The organism is Streptomyces sp. E-08 (assembly GCF_049913095.1).
Lineage (GTDB): Bacteria > Actinomycetota > Actinomycetes > Streptomycetales > Streptomycetaceae > Streptomyces.
Map to the genome: position 1 here is coordinate 156167 of NZ_CP183971.1, position 15744 is coordinate 171910.

Consider the following 15744-nt stretch of genomic DNA (forward strand, 5'->3'; position numbering starts at 1 on the left):
GTCCCCGTCCAGGTGGGAACGCACGAGGTCGTTCGCGAGCAGCTGCTCCGGCTCGAAGATGTCCTCGGAGACGATCACGGAGGTCCGACTGCCTTCCAGCAGCGCGCGGCTGTAGGGGAGCCACGTGGAGGGCGTTGTCGACGTAGAGGTCAGGAGCGGGACCAGGGCCGGCGCCTGGAGTTGTGGTGAGACCCGCCGGCTCCCACGCCCGCGAGGTGCAGGGACAGGGCCGTGAGCCCGAGCAGCATCACGTTCGTCGAGGTGAACACGTCGTTGGTGCCGATGTCCGCGGCGTTGATCAGGAAGGCGATGAAGAACAGCAGGGCGGCGCCCGCGCCAAGCATGAGGAGCTCCTCTCCGTTGGTTCCGTCCGCATGCCCCCGCACCCCGGCCGCACACCTGTACGCCGTCAGAACGGTCCCCGGTTGAGCATGCCGTTCCAGACTGCTCGCACCACGCCGAAGCTCCCGGCCGGTGATGGTCGCGAGTGCGGTCGCGGACTACGACGTCCCTGCGCTCAAGCGGTGGCCGACCGGCGCCGGACTTCATCTCTCCGCCCAGAGCGGACGTGGCTGGGCCCCGCCGCTCCCCCTGCCCCGCGCGTGCGGTCAGCCACGTGAGACGCGGCCGCGCAGAGCGGTGAGGGCAAGGACGAAACTGAAGACGCCCCCGCCCAGAATGGCCAGGAGCCCGGGCCATTGAGTGTGCAGAGCACTCGGGTGAAGGTCGACTTGCCGGCCCCGTTGGGCCCGAGGAACCCGTAGATCTCACGGGCTCGCACGGCGACGTCGACCGCGACGAACCGTCGCACGACGCGTTGTGCGGAGATCGCGATGTCCGGCGGGCTCACAGGCAGGCTCCCTTGCGTTTGCGCACCCAGTGGTTCGCCGGGAGACCGCGACACGGACGCATGCCGGTTCGGTCGATCGCCTGCCGGTCAGCGTAGCGCCGCTGACGAAGGGGTCCGACGAAGTACCGTCCGTTTCGTGACTGAAGTGCTCACCGCTTTGCCCGCATGCGCCCGGACGGTGGCTGAGCCCCGGCTGATCCGTGCAGGGCCTCGACCGCGGCGGGGCCGAGGGCGTGCGTGCGCCGCACCTCACACCTTTCTCCTTCGGGGCGGAACAGGGTGCATGGGCTCCGGCATCGAGGGCATACGGACGGGGAGCGGATGGGACCCGCTCACTCGCCGGGCCGCGGACATTCCCCCCTGTCCGCTGCGCCCGGCAGGGTGAACACCGGCTCGCACCAGTGGTGGGTGCGGGCCCACGAGGAGCCCCGGCCGAACACGGCCGGGGCTCCTCGGCATCCGCCCCGCGAGGGCCGGATCCAGCAGGGATCGGCCGTGGACCGCCCACCCTGGATCACCCGACAGGGCGAACGCTGGAACGAGTTGTAGACCTGCGGCGCTTGCCTCCACAGCGTGCCCGCCCAGTCGAACATCGCCGAGCAGGCGGACGAATGTCGGGGGATGCGCGGACGGGCCCGGCTCCTGGACACGGCCCGGCTCCAGAGCGACGGGCGACGCGGTCGCCGGACCCCGCTCAGCCTGAATCGCCCTCACACGCGGAGCAGCGCGGCGAGGGATGCCGCCATCTCCACCGGGTCCGGGGGCAGGGTGATCACGGCGTCCGCGTGGCTCCAGGTGGCCAGCCAGGCGTCCTGGGGCCGTCCCATCAGGAGCAGAACCGGTGGGCATCGGAAGACCTCGTTCTTGATCTGCCGGCACACGCCCATGCCGCCCGCCGGAGTGGACTCCCCGTCCAGCACGCAGGCGTCGATACGGCTCGCCTCCAGAGTCAGCAGAACAGCGGGCAGAGTCGCGCACTCGATGAACGAGACCGGTGGGATGTCGGGCGCGGGGCTGCGGCCGACGGCCGTCCGGACCTGCGCCCGGGTGGCGGCGTTACTGCTGTACAGGAGGACCGAGACGGATGACGGCATCTTCACCTCCGGCTGCACGACCGACCGCGATGGTCCGGAGCCCGCCTGCTCGACAGCCGAAGAACTCCAGATGTTCAAACTTACATATAAGGGGTATTGGTGCATGTTCGGCACATATTGGGCTCCTGCCCCGTACGGCAGGCAGGCGACCTCACACGGCGGTGAGCAGCGATGACCTCATGCAAGCCCCCCGACTACCGCACCGGCCATCGCGGCCGGCACTGGACCCACGCGCTGCGCTGCGCGCAGAAGACCGGAGCCGTCATCGTCACCGACGACACCGGGGAGCCGGTGACCTACGCCCACGAGGACTCCGGGCCCGGTCGGTTCCGGCCCTGGATCACGGACAGGGGATCCCGCTTCGACAGCCACGACGTGCACCCCGAGTGGTGACGGACGGCAGGCGCGCACTCCCGTGCGGCGACGGCTCCTCCGCGCCCGGCCGAGATCTTCCTGGGGGCTGCCTGCGGGCGGAATGTCACGCCCGGCCACATGATGGAGTCACGGCGCGGAACGGAGGCTGATGGATGATCCAGATCGCCGACATTCGGGAATGGCGCGAGCACGACGTCGTGGATGCGGACGGGAAGAAGATCGGCACGCTCGAGTCGGTCTACGTGGACACCGCGACCGACGAGCCGTCGTTCGCGACGGTCACCGTCGGTCTCCCCACCAGACACCGGCTGGTCTTCGTCCCCATCGGCGAAGCGACCGTCGGCCCCGGGTACCTGAAGGTCCCCTACGACAAGTCCACGGTGAAGGACGCGCCGGCGATCGACACCGACGGCGTGCTGCCGGCCGAGCAGGAACCGTTGGTCTTCGCGCACTACAAGCTGGAGCATCAGCCCGGCGCCGGCGGCGAGCGACGTCTGGCCCGGCGCTGACCAGCGGGAAGAAGCTCTGATGGTCTGGGTCCTGCTGCTCGTGATCGCGGCGATCGTCCTCGGCATCGTCGGCGCGGTCGCCGATGGGCTCTTCTATCTCCTGATCATCGGCGTGGCCGTCTTCGTCGCCGCGCTGGCCCTGGGGGCCGCACGCTTCCGGCGTACCGGGCGACGCCCCGTGCGGTGACTTCCGGGCGGCCGGGGCGCGCCTTCGCTGTTCTCGACCGATGCCATACGCCCTCCGGTCCGTCCCCGTGCCTCTCCCTCGATGCGCGCGATGCCCCTTGCGCCGCCTTGAGCATCAGGGCCACACCGCAGGTCGTCGAAGCCCACCTCACCCCGAGCGGATCACCCGAACGCAATGCGGCCGGCGCTCTCCTGACCGACGAGCGCGCCGGGCCTCTCGGAGTCTCATGGACGCCGGGGCATTCGGCAGGCGGGGGTTCCTCCCGGAAGTCGGTGGCGGTTGGCCGCGATGAGCCGATAGACGCGCCGGGCGACCCAGCGCACGCCGGGCAGCAAGAACAGCGCTCCCAGGGGTGCCCAGACCCCGCCCGCGCTCAGGAGGGCCCTCGCGACAGCCCGCGCCCCTCCTTCGACCGCTCCGGCGGGCGGCACCCACAGCACCTCGTACTCGGCACGCTCCTGAGTGACGCCCAGGGCGTCGAGGTCGGCGAACTGCCACGGGACGAAGTCACAACCGGGCCGTACCCGTCGTTCGGCGAAGTTCGCCGACGTCGTGCAGAAGCCGCAGTCTCCGTCGTAGACGAGCACAGGTCGAGGACGCACGGCTCCATCATCCCGCTTCGCGACGACCGACATGGTCCGACGAAACGCCGCCGGTCGCCCGGCGGCCGGAGCCGCGCGACCCTGCGCGTCTGCCAGGCTTGTACGGGTGAAGGCAGACACGCCACGGCCGGCCCGCACCCCTGACGGGCGGTACGTGGTCATCAACGGCCGACGCTGGCGGGCCACGGACCCGGACCTGCCCGAGGATGTCGCCGCACAGCTGCGCTCCCACCTCATGACCGCGCGCCGTGCCGTGGCCACAGCACGACGGGCCGAGAACGCGGAGGCGGAGCGCTCCGCCCGGAACCGCGTCCAGACGGCGAAGGTCGCCCTCGGGGAGCGCGGCACGCCCTGGTGGGAGCAGTCGGAGGCGGAGCGTCGTGCGCGCTGGCGCGAGGGCCTCGCAGCGCTCGACGAGGACACCGGCGAGGAGGAAACCGGCAGGCGATGAGGCCGGTGGGGGTGTGCCTGAGGTGTTCGTGGCGGAACGGTCCCTCGACGCCATCAGCCTTGCGCTCTGCTTCGGGCCTCCCCCTTCGGGCGGGGCCGGGCCCGGTCGGGCGGTCCGCCGCGCCCGCTCCTCTGTCGGCCGGCCGACAGCGATGACCGCGCGCGCGTGGGGATGTCCGGCGAGCCCGCGGGTAGCTCCGCCATGTGGATCCGGCCGCGAGCCGTGACGAGCAGAGCGCCGGTGCTGGTACCGGGGTCGACTGGAACGGTCTCTCCCGATCGCCCCGCCAGGTCGTCGTACGGGACGGGTTCCACCCCGTGGTGAACGCTCCGGCCCGCATCCGCAGCGCCTCGTGGCGCATCCGGGAGACGCCGTGCCCGGGAAGCGACAGTGGCGGTCGTTGGAGGCGATCGCTTCGGTAGTTCGACAGTTGCTCTCGGCTCCCTGCCCAAGGCACTGGAGACGGTCGAGCGGGCCCGTGGCGCCCTGTACACCTTCCACCGCTGCTGAGTGAGCGGTGCCACGCCGGCCCGGTGACGCTAGGGGCGCTTGACCACGACCACCGCGTTGCTCACCGCACGCTCGCGTGGTGCGGTGTCCTTCCACTGGTCCCAGGGCCGGTTGTAGAGGGTGTTCTCCACCATCAGGGTCGTGTCACCGCCGCTGCCGAGCCCTACGGCGTCGCGCGCGCCCAGCCACTCCATCACGCGGGCGGCCTCGGGCAGCGTCACGCCGACGCTTCCCTGGGGATTGCGGCCGTCGACGGTGACGAGCATGAGGTGGCCCTGCGGCGAGATCCCGGCCAGGGTGCGCGGGTGGCGGGCGGTGAGCACGCCGCTGGGGCGGCAGCCCGTGGCCGGGGCGGGCAGGGCACAGGAGACGTGCGCCATGCCGTTGGCGGCCGGGTTGAGCCACACCTGGCCGTCGCGCATCAGCGCGGGCGTGCCGGCCCCGACGGCGGCGAGAGCGGAGGAGGTGACCGGGGTCCCGGCCATGTCGGTGACGCTGGTGTGCGGGGTCACGCGGTCCCCGGGCTTGAGGGTCCGCAGCCATGCGCCGCCGTTGCCGATGCCCTGGAGGACCCGGCCGCCGGCCGGGATCGGTCCGGGGGCGTCGCGGAGTTCGAGCACGTCCCAGTTGCCGTTCATGACGACCTCGGTGACGGGCACGCCGGCCCATTCCTTCGCAGGCGCGGGGGTACTCGTCCCCCACTCGGGCCGGAAGACGACGATCTCGTTCGAGTCGTAGCAGATCCCGTTGCGCCAGGGGTCGAGGCGCGGAACATTGCCCAGGGTCGCGGTCTTCCGGAAGTCGTCGCCGACGCCCCCGCAGCCGAGGATCTGCCCGGCGACGCGGTTGATGCCGTCGACCTCACGCGTCGTGGTCCCGTCGGACCCCGTGATCCAGGTCCGGGACTTGACCTCGGTGATGCGGTGCCCGCCGCCCGCGGCGTTGAGGAGCAGCGCGGTGCGCCCGTTGTTGGCGCCCCCGAGCAGCACGTTGGTCTTCATGTAGAGGCCCTGGGGGACGCCCTCGTAGCCCATGAAGGCGGTGTTGTTGATGGACTTGATGTCGAATTCCGTGCCGTTGACGGCGGCCAGCGCACCGGCGGACGCGGAGAGCTGCCGTACGGTCTCGGACGCGGAGACGTTCGCGCCGTGCTCGGTGCGCAGATCGACCTGGGCGTCCGGCCTGATGGTGATGACCCGGATCTGCCAGGGACCTCGGGTGTCGGGGTTGGTCTCGGCCGTGTACAGAACACGGGAGTCGGCGAACCCCGAGGTCTTCAGCTCCTCTTGGAGGGCCTCGGCCTCCGTCGAGGTGGTGTACGAGCCGACGTGCACGCCGTAGAACGTCTGGGCGTACGTGTCCGCCGTGGCGGGCGACTCCAGGGGCACGACCCGGGCGTCCCCGAACCCGGCGGTCCGCAGCCTCACCGCGAGGGCCGCGGCCGTACTCTCCGCGGAGGTCACCTCCTGCCCGTCGTCGAACCGCACCCAGACCGTCCAGACGTCGCTCGCCGCGCCCTGGGTGAACACCCGATAGGTGACGCCGGGCGCGAGCTCCTTGTACCCGCTCTTCGGCGCCGCGTGGTCGCCCAGCGGGAAGACCGCACCGAGCGCCGGATAGTCGGGTACGGGTTCGGCGGTGGCCGTGGTGGCGAGCAGGGGGGACGCGGAGACCAGTAGCGCAGCACTCACGCGTGCGGCTGTCCGGGACAGAGAGGAAGAAGATCGAATCACCTGAACTAGACACGCGGCAAAGGCTCAGGGTTGCCCTGGGCAGCGAGTGAAGCGCTCACGGCACAGCGCCACGAGGGCCCGGCCACAGACCGCACCATCCGCGCGCGGGCAGGAAGCAGACTCCGGGCTGTGCCTGGCTCAAGACGCCCGAGTGGCCATCCCCACGCGAGCACCCGCAGGCCAGCGGTCTTCGTACAGGACCTCAGAGAAGCTGACAGGGGTTCAGGTGACGGCCGGGGCACCGGTCACTCCGCAGCGGTGAACACATGCTCAGTCGGCGGGCCGACCAGCAGTCCCGGACCCGCCGCGAGCGCCTCGGTCAGATGAGGGCTCGACAGGTGCGCCTCGAACGCAGCGCGGTCCTCCCACTCCTCGAACACCAGCCACGCACTCGGATCCCCGGGGTGGACGTACGCCTGATAGCTGATGTTGCCCGGCTCGGCCCTCGACGGTGCGACCAAGGACAGTGCCTGCTCACGGACCTTGCCCTCGGCGCCGGGGGCGGCCTTGAGCAGAGCAATCGCGGTGACCTTGGGCATGGTGCGCTCCGATCGAACGTACTTCCGGGACACGCGAGTCTAGGACATCGTCTCTCATGGCTGCAGTAAGAGCTGGGCCGGCGCGCACCCCCTGCGCCGCCACCGCGGGGAGGGCTTGACGCCACTGGTGCGGCACGGTGCCATGGACCTGGCTGGAGGGGGGCGACACGATGCTCGACGCGGACAACGACGATGCAGGCCGGGGTCGGGGTGCCGAGGGAGACGGTGACCGGCCGGATCACCCGCCGGGCAGGCACCGTCCAGGGCCCGAGGACCACATCTGGGTGGCGGTTCTCGTGCTGATCGTGGTGGTCCTCTTCCTGATCGGCCTCCTGTCGAACGTCGACATGAACAACACAGGTCCCACAGGGCAGGACTGGGAAACCGTCTGGCACTGACCATCCCCGCCTTCCCGACCGCACGACGTCATGCCCGACCACGGGAGCCGCTCAGGCCCGCATGCCGACCGCAGGCGGACGCGGAACTGAAGATCCGCCTTCCTCGCCGCTCCGGTGGCGTGCTCCGCACGGCACGGGGGCGCGCCCTGGACTCAGGTGGTCGGGGCCCAGAGGCCCTCGGCATCGCCGCGGGCGAGGTGTTCGGCGTAGACGGCGACCTTCCAGGTGATGACGGAGCGACACTCCTCCAGCGCCTGGATCTGGGCGTCGACGCGCTGCCGGTGAGCGTCGAGGAGTTGCAGACGTTCCGCCTCGTTGCCCCGACCGTGCCGCACGAGCTCGGCGAACCGCCTGAGGTCGGCCAACGGCATGCCGGATTCCCGCAGCTTGACGCAGATCAGAAGCCACTCGACATCAGCGGCGGTGTAACGCCGCCGACCGCCGCCAGTGCGCTGGACCGGTCCGACCAGCAGGCCTTCGCGCTCGTAGAAGCGCAGCGCGTGCACGGTCAGTCCAGTCCGCTCGGCCACCTCGCCGATGCTCAGCGGCACCACGGGAGTCTCGCTGGTTTCCATGCGCCGCAGTCTAGGACTTGATCTAGACCTCACTCCAGATCGTAGCGTCGACGGCATGACCAGCACTGATCAGCAGCCGCTCGGCTCGCCCTTCTCCGCCACCAGCACCGCCCACGACGTCACCGCAGGCCTTGACCTCTCCGGCAGGAACGCCGTCGTGACCGGGGGCTACTCCGGACTCGGCCTGGAAACCGCCCGCGTCCTTGCCGCCGCCGGAGCCCGGGTCCTCGTCCCCGCACGCCGACCCGACATCGCCCGCACGGCCCTCGCCGACGTGAGGAACTGCGAGATCATCCCCATGGACCTGGCCGACCTCGACAGCGTGCGCACCGCCGCCGCCCGGATCAGCGACTCTCTGACCAAGATCGACCTGCTCATGGCTGTCGCCGGAGTCATGGCCACCCCCGAACGCCGCGTGGGACCCGGCTGGGAAAGCCAGCTCGCCGCCAACCACTTCGGCCACTTCACCCTCGCCTGTGAGCTCTACCCGCTCCTGGCCGCCTCCGGCAGTGCCCGCGTCGTGGTCAACAGCTCCGCCGGCCACACCCTGACCGACATACGCTGGCACGACCCTCACTTCCGTACCGGCTACGACAAGTGGCTGGCCTACGGCCAGGCCAAGACCGCCAACGCCCTCTTCGCCGTGCACCTCGACACCCTCGGCCGCGGCGACGGCGTCCGCGCGTTCGCACTCCACCCGGGCAAGATCATCACCGGACTGCAGCGGGAGATGGAACTCCGGGAACAGATCGACCGCGGGTGGGTGGACGAGCTCGGCAACGTGACCGGCGCCGACTTCAAGACCCCCGCCCAGGGCGCCGCCACCGGCCTGTGGGCCGGCACATCCCCCCTCCTCGACGGCCTCGGCGGCCTCTACCTGGAAGACTGCGACGTCACCGGCGTCTCCGCTCCCGAAACGCCCATGGACGACGGAGGCGTCCGCGCGTACGCGATCGACCCGGATGCGGCCGCACGGCTGTGGGACCTGACTCTCACCGCGACCGGTGCCACACCCATCTCCCGATGACCCCCGCATCGCCGCAACGCGCCCTCATCGTCGAGGACCGCCGCCGCCTCATCGGCACGGATCGGGCGGCAGAGGCGCGGGGAGTCGCCAAGCAAAGGCTCCTCCCCCCCCAGCGCCAGATCGCCCAACGGTACGGGCATGGCCAGGGGCCGCACGACGGTCGCGGTGAGCCGGCGCGGTGGGGTGGGCGCGGCCTTGGTTCGTTCTCCTTCCGACCTGCGACGGGCGCGGCGAGGAACGTACCTGCCCTCGGCACCTGCCACGCTCCCCTCGTCGCACGTCTGCCCGGCGAGAGCTGTGTCAGGTGGTTCGCTCCGGGTAGGCGCCGTACATCGGGGCGTCAGGCGGCGACCGCGCCGCACGGATGCAGAGGAGCGGCTGTGAGGCGGAAACCCGTGAATGTGTCCGGCGATCGGATCGCCGATCCCTGGGGACGCCGTACGCCCTACGGCCGGGGCGGGCAGTGGCCCGTGCGCACGGATACCTGCCTGGCCGATGGGGTGGCCGAGGGTGAAGTGCAGGCGTGGGTGCAGGCGGCTTCGCTCCTGCATTCCGACGGTGACGCGATGGACATCGCCGTCCGGGACGGGCGGATCGTGGGGGTCCGGGGCAGGGCCGGCGACCGCGTCAACCGGGGCCGGCTGGAGCCCAAGGACCTGTACGCGTGGCAGGCCAACGACTCCGCGGACCGACTGACCCGGCCACTGGTCCGCGAAGACGGACGCCTCGTGGAGAGCGACTGGCCGACGGCGATGGACCGCATCGTCGCCAGATCGCGGGAGCTCATCGGCTCCCACGGGCCGGAGGCGATCGCGTTCTACACCTCAGGGCAGCTCTTCCTGGAGGAGTACTACACGCTCGCGGTCCTCGCCCGTGCCGGGATCGGCACCCCGCACCTGGACGGCAACACCCGGCTGTGCACGGCGACGGCGGCCGAGGCCCTAAAAGAGTCCTTCGGCAGCGACGGCCAGCCCGGCTCGTACGAGGACATCGACCACGCGGATGCGATCGCCCTGTTCGGGCACAACATCGCCGAGACGCAGGTCGTCCAGTGGATGCGCATCCTGGACCGGCTGGACGGAGACGAGCCGCCCCGTCTCCTGTGCGTCGACCCGCGGCTGACGCCGGTGGCGCGCCTGGCGACCGTACACCTGGCGCCCCGGCTCGGCACCAACGTAGCTCTGCTCAACGCCCTGCTGTACGAGGTCATCCGGCACGGATGGACCGACACCGGCTACATCACCCGGCACACGGTCGGATTCGAAGCCCTGTACGAGCAAGTCGAACCGTGCACGCCTCGGTGGGCTGCCGCCATCTGCGACGTGCCGGCGGCTTCGATCGAGGAGGCCGCCGAGTTGCTCGGCACCGCCGACCGGCTGCTGTCCACCGTGTTGCAGGGGTTCTACCAGGCAAACCAGGCGACCGCCGCGGCCGTCCAGGTCAACAATCTGCACCTGATCCGCGGCATGCTCGGCCGTCCCGGGGCGGGGGTGCTCCAGATGAACGGCCAGCCCACCGCCGAGAACACGCGCGAGTGCGGCGCCGACGGGGACCTGCCGGGCTTCCGGAACTGGCAGAACGAGGCCCACGTCGCCGACCTCGCGCGCGTATGGAACGTGGAGCCGTCGGCCATCCCCCATGACGCCCCGCCCACGCACGCCATGAAGATCTTCAAGCTGGCGGAGCAGGGCACGGTACGGATGCTGTGGATCAGCGCCACCAACCCGGCCGTATCCCTGCCCGAACTGGCGCGGATCCGCTCCGTCCTCGCCCAGGAGCGCCTGTTCACGGTCGTCCAGGACCTCTTCCTGACCGAGACCGCGCAGTTCGCCGACGTCGTGCTGCCGGCGGCGACCTGGGGAGAGAAGACGGGCACCTTCACCAACGCCGACCGCACCGTCCACCTGTCCGAGAAGGCCGTGGACCCACCTGGCGACGCCCGCCCGGACCTGGACATCTTTCTCGAGTATGCGGCCCGCATGGGTTTCGAGGACAAGGACGGCGGCCGCCTGGTCCACTGGAGCGGCCCGGAGGAGGCCTTCGAGGCATGGAAGCGGTGCAGTGCCGGACGGCCCTGCGACTACACCGGCCTGAACTACGAGAAACTCCGCGGCCCCAGCGGCATCCAGTGGCCGTGCACCGAGCACGCGCCCGACGGCACGGACCGCCTCTACGAGGCGGGCGTCGCCTGGGCTCACCCGGACCTGTGCGAGACGTACGGCAAGGATCTGGTCACCGGCGAACCGCTGGGCGAGGACTGGTACCGGTCGATGAACCCGGACGGGAAAGCCCTCCTCAGGCCCGCGCCCTACGTCCAGCCGAAGGAGTGGCCGGACGAGAGCCACCCCTTCCACCTGACCACCGGACGCACTCTTTACCACTTCCACACCCGCACCAAGACGGGCCGGGTACCCCAGCTCGTGGACGCCGCCCCGGACGTGTGGGTGGAGATCGCGGCCGCCGACGCTGGTCGGCTCGGACTGACGGAAGGCGACCTCGTCGACGTCACCACGCGCTGCGGTGCACTGCGCGGGCGGCTACGCATCGGCTCCGTCCGCCCGGGCGTCCTGTTCGTCCCCTTCCACTACGGCTACTGGGACACACCGGCCGGCCGGGCCCCCGCGCCCGGGGTGCCGGGGCGCGCCGCGAACGAGGCGATCGCCACCCACTGGGATCCCGTCTCCAAGCAACCCCAGTTCAAGACCGCCGCAGCCGCCCTCACCCTCGTCAAACGAGCCGAGGGTCCGGCCCGACCGAAGCCGTTCGCACAGCCCTCAGCCTGAGGGCATGTCCCCGAAGATGATCTCGCCGCTCGGGCGAAGCTCGGCCGACATGTTGCGTTCCATCATCCGCAGGGCCGCGTCGGCGAGGCCGGCGTCGATGTGGGCGACCGCGTCGAGGGCCACGACGACGTCGAGGTGCCGGATGTGGGCGTCCAGGGCCGAGTACAGCACGCACTGCTCGGTCACCTGCCCGCACAACACCACCCGCCGCACACCGAGCTGGCCCAGCAGGTAGGCGAGGGGTGTCTCGTAGAAGACCGAGTGCCGGGCCTTGACGACGAACAGCGATTCCTCATCTGGTGCGATCGGCTCGACCAGATCGCCGTAGCGGCCGGCCAAGGCGGCTTCGAGGATCTCTCCGTGGTGGGAGCGCCAGCGGCCGAAGTTGTCGTTCACGTAGACGACCGGTGCGTCGGCGCCCCTCGCCTGCGCAAGCAGCGTCCCGATGGCCGGAAGGGCTTCGCGGACGGACTTCACGAGCACCTCGGCGTCCTCGTGCTCGTAGGTGTTGAGCATGTCGATCACGATGAGTGCCGTGATACCCACGCCGCCTCCTTCCGCCCAGCGGCGCCGCGGGCGGACCCGGGCACCGCCACCGCCCTGCACGGCGTCCTGAAGACGGCCGGAGTCCACCCTCCCTCGGCCACCACGACAAGGTGGGCCGGACGGTGAGCTGGCAGAAGATCCTCAACGGCCGGTGTCACCGCCGCGCGATGGCGTACGGCCAGGGCCGGGGTGAGACGCACGACGAGGACGCCTTCGTCGAAGGCATGTGTCAGCAGCACGGCGGGCCTTTCATCCGGAGAAGACACGGCGTCTCAGGCAGTCTGCTGCCTGCGTCGAGGTGTCGCGCGTCGGCCACGCCGTGCGCCGCTCGGGGCAACGCACTCGAATGCCGACACGGACTCGCGCGCCGTGCGCAAGGCCTCATCTCCGTACCTCGCGCCGCTCACGGCGCCGCTCTGGGCGCCAGCCCTCCGGCCGGCCCGCCAGTCCTCAGGCCCGTCCGCCATTCCTCGAACCCGCACGATGGGCGCGTGCCCCGCTCGTCGGGCACAAAGCCCGCCCGGCGGTGAGGAGCCCGACATGAGCGCGCACAAGGAACGCAAAGGCGAGCGCACAGGGGGAAACGAGGTGACGACCCCGCCTTCGAAGGCGCCCGGCGAGCGCGGGGCCCCGGAGGCGCGGCGGGAAGCCGAGGAATCTCTGGCCCCGGTGACGGTGGTGGTGAGGCCGGGGACGCACTGTCGCCGAACACTGCGGCCCAGGGGCGTGTGGCCGAGCAGAAGCCGTCCAAGGACGACAGGGATTCGGCCGTGACCTGCTGGTCGGAACCTGCCTTGTTACCGGCTGCGGTGCATGCCCGGTCCCTCAGTTCGTCGAGGAGCATGGCGCCGCTTGCTCCGACCGCAGAGGCGGGAGATGCGCTCGCGCGTCGTGGGTAGACGCAGGCAGTACCCGTCAGCGAGACGGTCGAAGGAGCCACCGACATGAAGGACCCGAAGGACAACGAGAACACCAAGGGCGCCGGAGGCATGGAGATGAAGCGCCAAGCGCCGGGGAAGGGCCGCGAAGAGCAGATGAGCGACCACCCCGGCCCGGATCCGGTCCACCCGGAGGCCAGTGGGCCGCTCCGGGGCAAGAGCCCGGAGGAAGTCAGGAAACTGCAGGAACGCCGCATGGCACACGAGCCCGGAACGAGCTGACCGCCGCCCGGGTCGTCCATTCGAAGGTGTGGGATCCGGGCCCTGGGGAACACGCCTGTTCGGAGGTTGATAGCACATGGTTCCCCTGCTTCTCGTCCTTCTCCTCATTCTGATTCTCGCCGGGGCCGGATTCCTGGTGAAAATCCTGTGGTGGGTCGCGATCGCACTGCTCGTGCTGTGGCTCATCGGATTCGTCGCCCGCCCCAAGAGCGGGAGCGGCGGCGGACGCTGGTACCGCTGGTGACCGGCCCGATGATTCGCCGGACCCGGTCGGGGCAGGCGGAGTTCAGCGGAGTAAGAGATACGCCGCCGCGCAAAGCATCGGAGAAGGACCGGGCTTCAAGGAATTCCCTGAGGTCCGCCGCCTACCGAAGGAGTTGTCCTCGCGTGACTGAACGTATGTGGAGTTACAGGTCGACCTCGGGCCACCTGGCCGGGACCGATCTGACCGGCTACAAGGTCGAGGCGACCGACGGAAGCATCGGCAAGGTCGACAAGCACTCCGACGAAGTCGGTGACGCCTACCTGGTCGTGGACACCGGCGTGTGGATCTTCGGGAAGGAGGTCCTCCTGCCCGCGAGCACGGTCGTCCGGATCGACCCGGAAGACCGGAGCATCTTCGTCGACAGGACCAGGGAACAGATCAAGAGCGCTCCCGAGTTCCACCGGGACAAGCACCTCGGCGACGCGGGCTACCACGCGGAACTGGGGACGTACTACGGGACCGGCGCCACCTACGGCGGCCCCCACGCCTGACCTTTCACGGGTGGGGGCCCGGACTCGTCGAGTCCTGAAGAAGCCCGCTTCTTCAGGGAGCAGTGAAATGCGCTGCCCGGAGCGGGCGTTGCCTGTATCAGGCAACGCCCGCTCCAGCCACTCAGGGCCAGGTCTGACCACCCGCTGATGACCTGTGGACCCCTGCGGTAAACGCGGATTCCAGCGGGAGGGTGGAGCCCGGACGCGGGAAGGCGAACCGGAGCACGTGGCCGCACCCGTCTCAGATCGGGCGCACCTGCCATCTCCACTTGAGACCGCCGAAGATGGTGACGATTCCCCGTCCCGACGGGTCCTTGCGGCCGGTGTCCTGTGCGAGGAAGACCTCAGCCGTGAACTCGCCTTCCAGGGAGCCGTTCATGTCCAGGCTGAACACGGACTCGTCGTGGAAGTTGCAGATCTGGGTGCCGTCGACCGAGGTCAGGCCCCGTCCATGGAGAACGGGTTCGCCCGGTGCATGGTGTCGACCTCGCTCGGCGTGCCGACGGGTACGGAGGAGCGGACCACCTGGATGATGACCGTCGGCCAGTCCTGATAGACGGCGTACCCGGCGGTCACGCTGGTTCCGAGCACGGCTCCGCCAACGCCGCCGGGAGCGGACAGCAGAAGGGATTCGGTGAGGAACTGGGTGCGGATCTGTCCCCGGGTGGCGCCCAGCGAGCGTCGCAGACCGATCTCGGCGCGGCGCTCCAGGACCGAGATGACCATGGTGTTGGCGACTCCGACGCCACCGACGAGCAGGGCCACCGCGCCGAGGCCGAGCAGCAGTCCCGTGGAGGCTTCGCCCGCGGCCTGCTTGGTGGCGAGGGCCTCGGAGGGCCGGGACACCTTGACCTCGCCCGGGGCTCGGGGGTTAGCGGTGGCGCCGAGTACGGACCGTACCGATGAGACATCGGCGTCGGCGCTGCGGACGTAGACGGTGGTGGGACGGCCATCGAATCCCAGTACGGTTTCGGCGGCCGGCCAGCCGACGAGAGCCGCCGAGTTCAACTCGGGGGCGAGCGTGACCGGTTCGAGGATGCCGATCACGGTGAACCAGCGTCCGCCGATCACCCCAGGTCTGCGTGCGTACGGTCGTCGAGGCGGACTGTGCGGTCACCCAGGTCTCCGACACCGCGACCGCGACCGACGGGTCCGGCTCCCTGACCTCCAACACCGTCGACCTCGCCGTCGCACCCGGAGCGCGGTGCAAGCCCGAGGTGACGGTCGACAAGGAGATCTGCACCGTCTCGAACCCGCACGCGTGCGGACCGGGCGGCGCGGGTCCCTGGGCCGAGAAGAGCCCCGTGGGCCTGCTGCAACTGCTCGGCACCGCGTACTGGCGGATCACCGTCACCAACACCGGTCCCGTCGCAGCGACCGGAGCGACGGTCAACGACCACACCACCCCCGGCTGCCGGACAGCGGCGGGGACCTTCGACCTCGCGGTCGGCGCCGGCCGGCAGGTCTACTGCAGTTCCTTCCTGCTGGCCCTGCCGCTCAAGAACACGGCATCGGCCACCTTCTCCGGACTCAACGCACCCCCCGGCACCCCGCCGACCACCAGCGCACCGTCCTCGGCCATCGCCTGCTCCCTGCTCTGCATCCTCACGAAGGAGTCCTGACCCCGAGCAGCCCTCTGCCCCCCCATG

At 70.4% G+C, this 15744-nt stretch carries 20 protein-coding genes and 1 pseudogene; 11 read left to right on the forward strand and 10 right to left on the reverse strand.

What is annotated here, in order from left to right; translation table 11 throughout:
- Positions 1-149: 149 nt before the first annotated feature.
- The 3 genes from ACN9MM_RS00830 to ACN9MM_RS00840 form a co-directional block, all read right to left on the reverse strand.
- Positions 150-344, reverse strand: a complete 195-nt coding sequence (locus tag ACN9MM_RS00830) for a hypothetical protein (RefSeq protein WP_426361789.1) — start codon at positions 342-344, stop codon at positions 150-152.
- 173 nt (positions 345-517) lie between these two features.
- On the reverse strand, positions 518-904 hold the full coding sequence (locus tag ACN9MM_RS00835) for an ATP-binding cassette domain-containing protein (RefSeq protein ID WP_426361790.1): 387 nt from the start codon (positions 902-904) through the stop codon (positions 518-520).
- Between the two features lie 656 nt (positions 905-1560).
- Positions 1561-1944 carry a hypothetical protein gene (locus tag ACN9MM_RS00840; protein WP_426361791.1) on the reverse strand — a complete coding sequence of 128 codons (384 nt, stop codon included), beginning with the start codon at positions 1942-1944 and terminating at the stop codon, positions 1561-1563.
- 171 nt (positions 1945-2115) lie between these two features.
- Between ACN9MM_RS00840 and ACN9MM_RS00845 the strand changes: the two genes are divergently transcribed.
- The 3 genes from ACN9MM_RS00845 to ACN9MM_RS00855 all read left to right on the forward strand — a co-directional run bounded on the left by ACN9MM_RS00845 (position 2116) and on the right by ACN9MM_RS00855 (position 3015).
- Positions 2116-2337 carry a hypothetical protein gene (locus ACN9MM_RS00845; RefSeq protein ID WP_426361792.1) on the forward strand — a complete coding sequence of 74 codons (222 nt, stop codon included), beginning with the start codon at positions 2116-2118 and terminating at the stop codon, positions 2335-2337.
- 134 nt (positions 2338-2471) lie between these two features.
- A complete protein-coding gene (locus tag ACN9MM_RS00850) occupies positions 2472-2828 on the forward strand; it encodes a PRC-barrel domain-containing protein (protein WP_426361793.1) in 357 nt (118 codons plus the stop codon).
- Between the two features lie 19 nt (positions 2829-2847).
- Positions 2848-3015 (forward strand): hypothetical protein, encoded by a 168-nt coding sequence (locus tag ACN9MM_RS00855; protein WP_426361794.1) that lies wholly within the window; start codon positions 2848-2850, stop codon positions 3013-3015.
- 224 nt (positions 3016-3239) lie between these two features.
- Here ACN9MM_RS00855 and ACN9MM_RS00860 read toward each other — a convergent pair whose 3' ends face one another.
- Positions 3240-3617 (reverse strand): thiol-disulfide oxidoreductase DCC family protein, encoded by a 378-nt coding sequence (locus ACN9MM_RS00860; protein ID WP_426361795.1) that lies wholly within the window; start codon positions 3615-3617, stop codon positions 3240-3242.
- 106 nt (positions 3618-3723) lie between these two features.
- On the opposite strand from ACN9MM_RS00860, the gene ACN9MM_RS00865 reads away from it, so the two are divergent.
- On the forward strand, positions 3724-4068 hold the full coding sequence (locus ACN9MM_RS00865) for a hypothetical protein (protein WP_426361796.1): 345 nt from the start codon (positions 3724-3726) through the stop codon (positions 4066-4068).
- A gap of 539 nt (positions 4069-4607) precedes the next feature.
- Here ACN9MM_RS00865 and ACN9MM_RS00870 read toward each other — a convergent pair.
- On the reverse strand, positions 4608-6269 hold the full coding sequence (locus tag ACN9MM_RS00870; protein WP_426361798.1) for a phosphodiester glycosidase family protein: 1662 nt from the start codon (positions 6267-6269) through the stop codon (positions 4608-4610).
- 287 nt (positions 6270-6556) lie between these two features.
- Positions 6557-6850, reverse strand: a complete 294-nt coding sequence (locus ACN9MM_RS00875) for a putative quinol monooxygenase (protein ID WP_426361799.1) — start codon at positions 6848-6850, stop codon at positions 6557-6559.
- A 170-nt stretch (positions 6851-7020) separates the two neighbouring features.
- Between ACN9MM_RS00875 and ACN9MM_RS00880 the strand changes: the two genes are divergently transcribed.
- A complete protein-coding gene (locus ACN9MM_RS00880) occupies positions 7021-7248 on the forward strand; it encodes a hypothetical protein (protein WP_426361800.1) in 228 nt (75 codons plus the stop codon).
- A gap of 152 nt (positions 7249-7400) precedes the next feature.
- Here ACN9MM_RS00880 and ACN9MM_RS00885 read toward each other — a convergent pair whose 3' ends face one another.
- Positions 7401-7823 (reverse strand): MerR family transcriptional regulator, encoded by a 423-nt coding sequence (locus ACN9MM_RS00885; protein WP_426361801.1) that lies wholly within the window; start codon positions 7821-7823, stop codon positions 7401-7403.
- Between the two features lie 55 nt (positions 7824-7878).
- Here ACN9MM_RS00885 and ACN9MM_RS00890 point away from each other — a divergent pair, with 55 nt between their 5' ends.
- Positions 7879-8850 (forward strand): oxidoreductase, encoded by a 972-nt coding sequence (locus tag ACN9MM_RS00890; RefSeq protein ID WP_426361802.1) that lies wholly within the window; start codon positions 7879-7881, stop codon positions 8848-8850.
- 395 nt (positions 8851-9245) lie between these two features.
- Entirely contained in the window at positions 9246-11633 is a 2388-nt protein-coding gene (locus tag ACN9MM_RS00895) for a molybdopterin oxidoreductase family protein (RefSeq protein ID WP_426361803.1), read from the forward strand.
- Here the strand turns inward: ACN9MM_RS00895 and ACN9MM_RS00900 are convergent.
- On the reverse strand, positions 11625-12179 hold the full coding sequence (locus ACN9MM_RS00900; protein ID WP_426361804.1) for a cysteine hydrolase family protein: 555 nt from the start codon (positions 12177-12179) through the stop codon (positions 11625-11627). The two genes, ACN9MM_RS00895 and ACN9MM_RS00900, sit on opposite strands and share 9 nt — an antisense overlap.
- 944 nt (positions 12180-13123) lie before the next feature.
- On the opposite strand from ACN9MM_RS00900, the gene ACN9MM_RS00905 reads away from it, so the two are divergent.
- From ACN9MM_RS00905 to ACN9MM_RS00915, 3 genes are all read left to right on the forward strand, one after another.
- Positions 13124-13339, forward strand: a complete 216-nt coding sequence (locus ACN9MM_RS00905; RefSeq protein ID WP_426361805.1) for a hypothetical protein — start codon at positions 13124-13126, stop codon at positions 13337-13339.
- 76 nt (positions 13340-13415) lie between these two features.
- Positions 13416-13583 carry a hydrophobic protein gene (locus ACN9MM_RS00910; protein WP_426361806.1) on the forward strand — a complete coding sequence of 56 codons (168 nt, stop codon included), beginning with the start codon at positions 13416-13418 and terminating at the stop codon, positions 13581-13583.
- A 143-nt stretch (positions 13584-13726) separates the two neighbouring features.
- The gene (locus ACN9MM_RS00915) at positions 13727-14095 is read left to right on the forward strand and encodes a PRC-barrel domain-containing protein (RefSeq protein ID WP_426361807.1); all 369 of its coding nucleotides are present in this window, start codon (positions 13727-13729) and stop codon (positions 14093-14095) included.
- A gap of 241 nt (positions 14096-14336) precedes the next feature.
- On the opposite strand, the gene ACN9MM_RS00920 is transcribed toward ACN9MM_RS00915, so the two are convergent.
- Both ACN9MM_RS00920 and ACN9MM_RS00925 read right to left on the reverse strand, forming a co-directional pair.
- Complete coding sequence (locus ACN9MM_RS00920) at positions 14337-14489, reverse strand: hypothetical protein (RefSeq protein WP_426361808.1); 153 nt, start codon at positions 14487-14489, stop codon at positions 14337-14339.
- Between the two features lie 137 nt (positions 14490-14626).
- A pseudogene (locus ACN9MM_RS00925) lies at positions 14627-15166 on the reverse strand (ABC transporter permease); the annotation flags it as partial.
- Between the two features lie 11 nt (positions 15167-15177).
- On the opposite strand from ACN9MM_RS00925, the gene ACN9MM_RS00930 reads away from it, so the two are divergent.
- Entirely contained in the window at positions 15178-15717 is a 540-nt protein-coding gene (locus ACN9MM_RS00930) for a DUF7617 domain-containing protein (protein WP_426361809.1), read from the forward strand.
- The last annotated feature ends 27 nt before the right edge of the window (positions 15718-15744 follow it).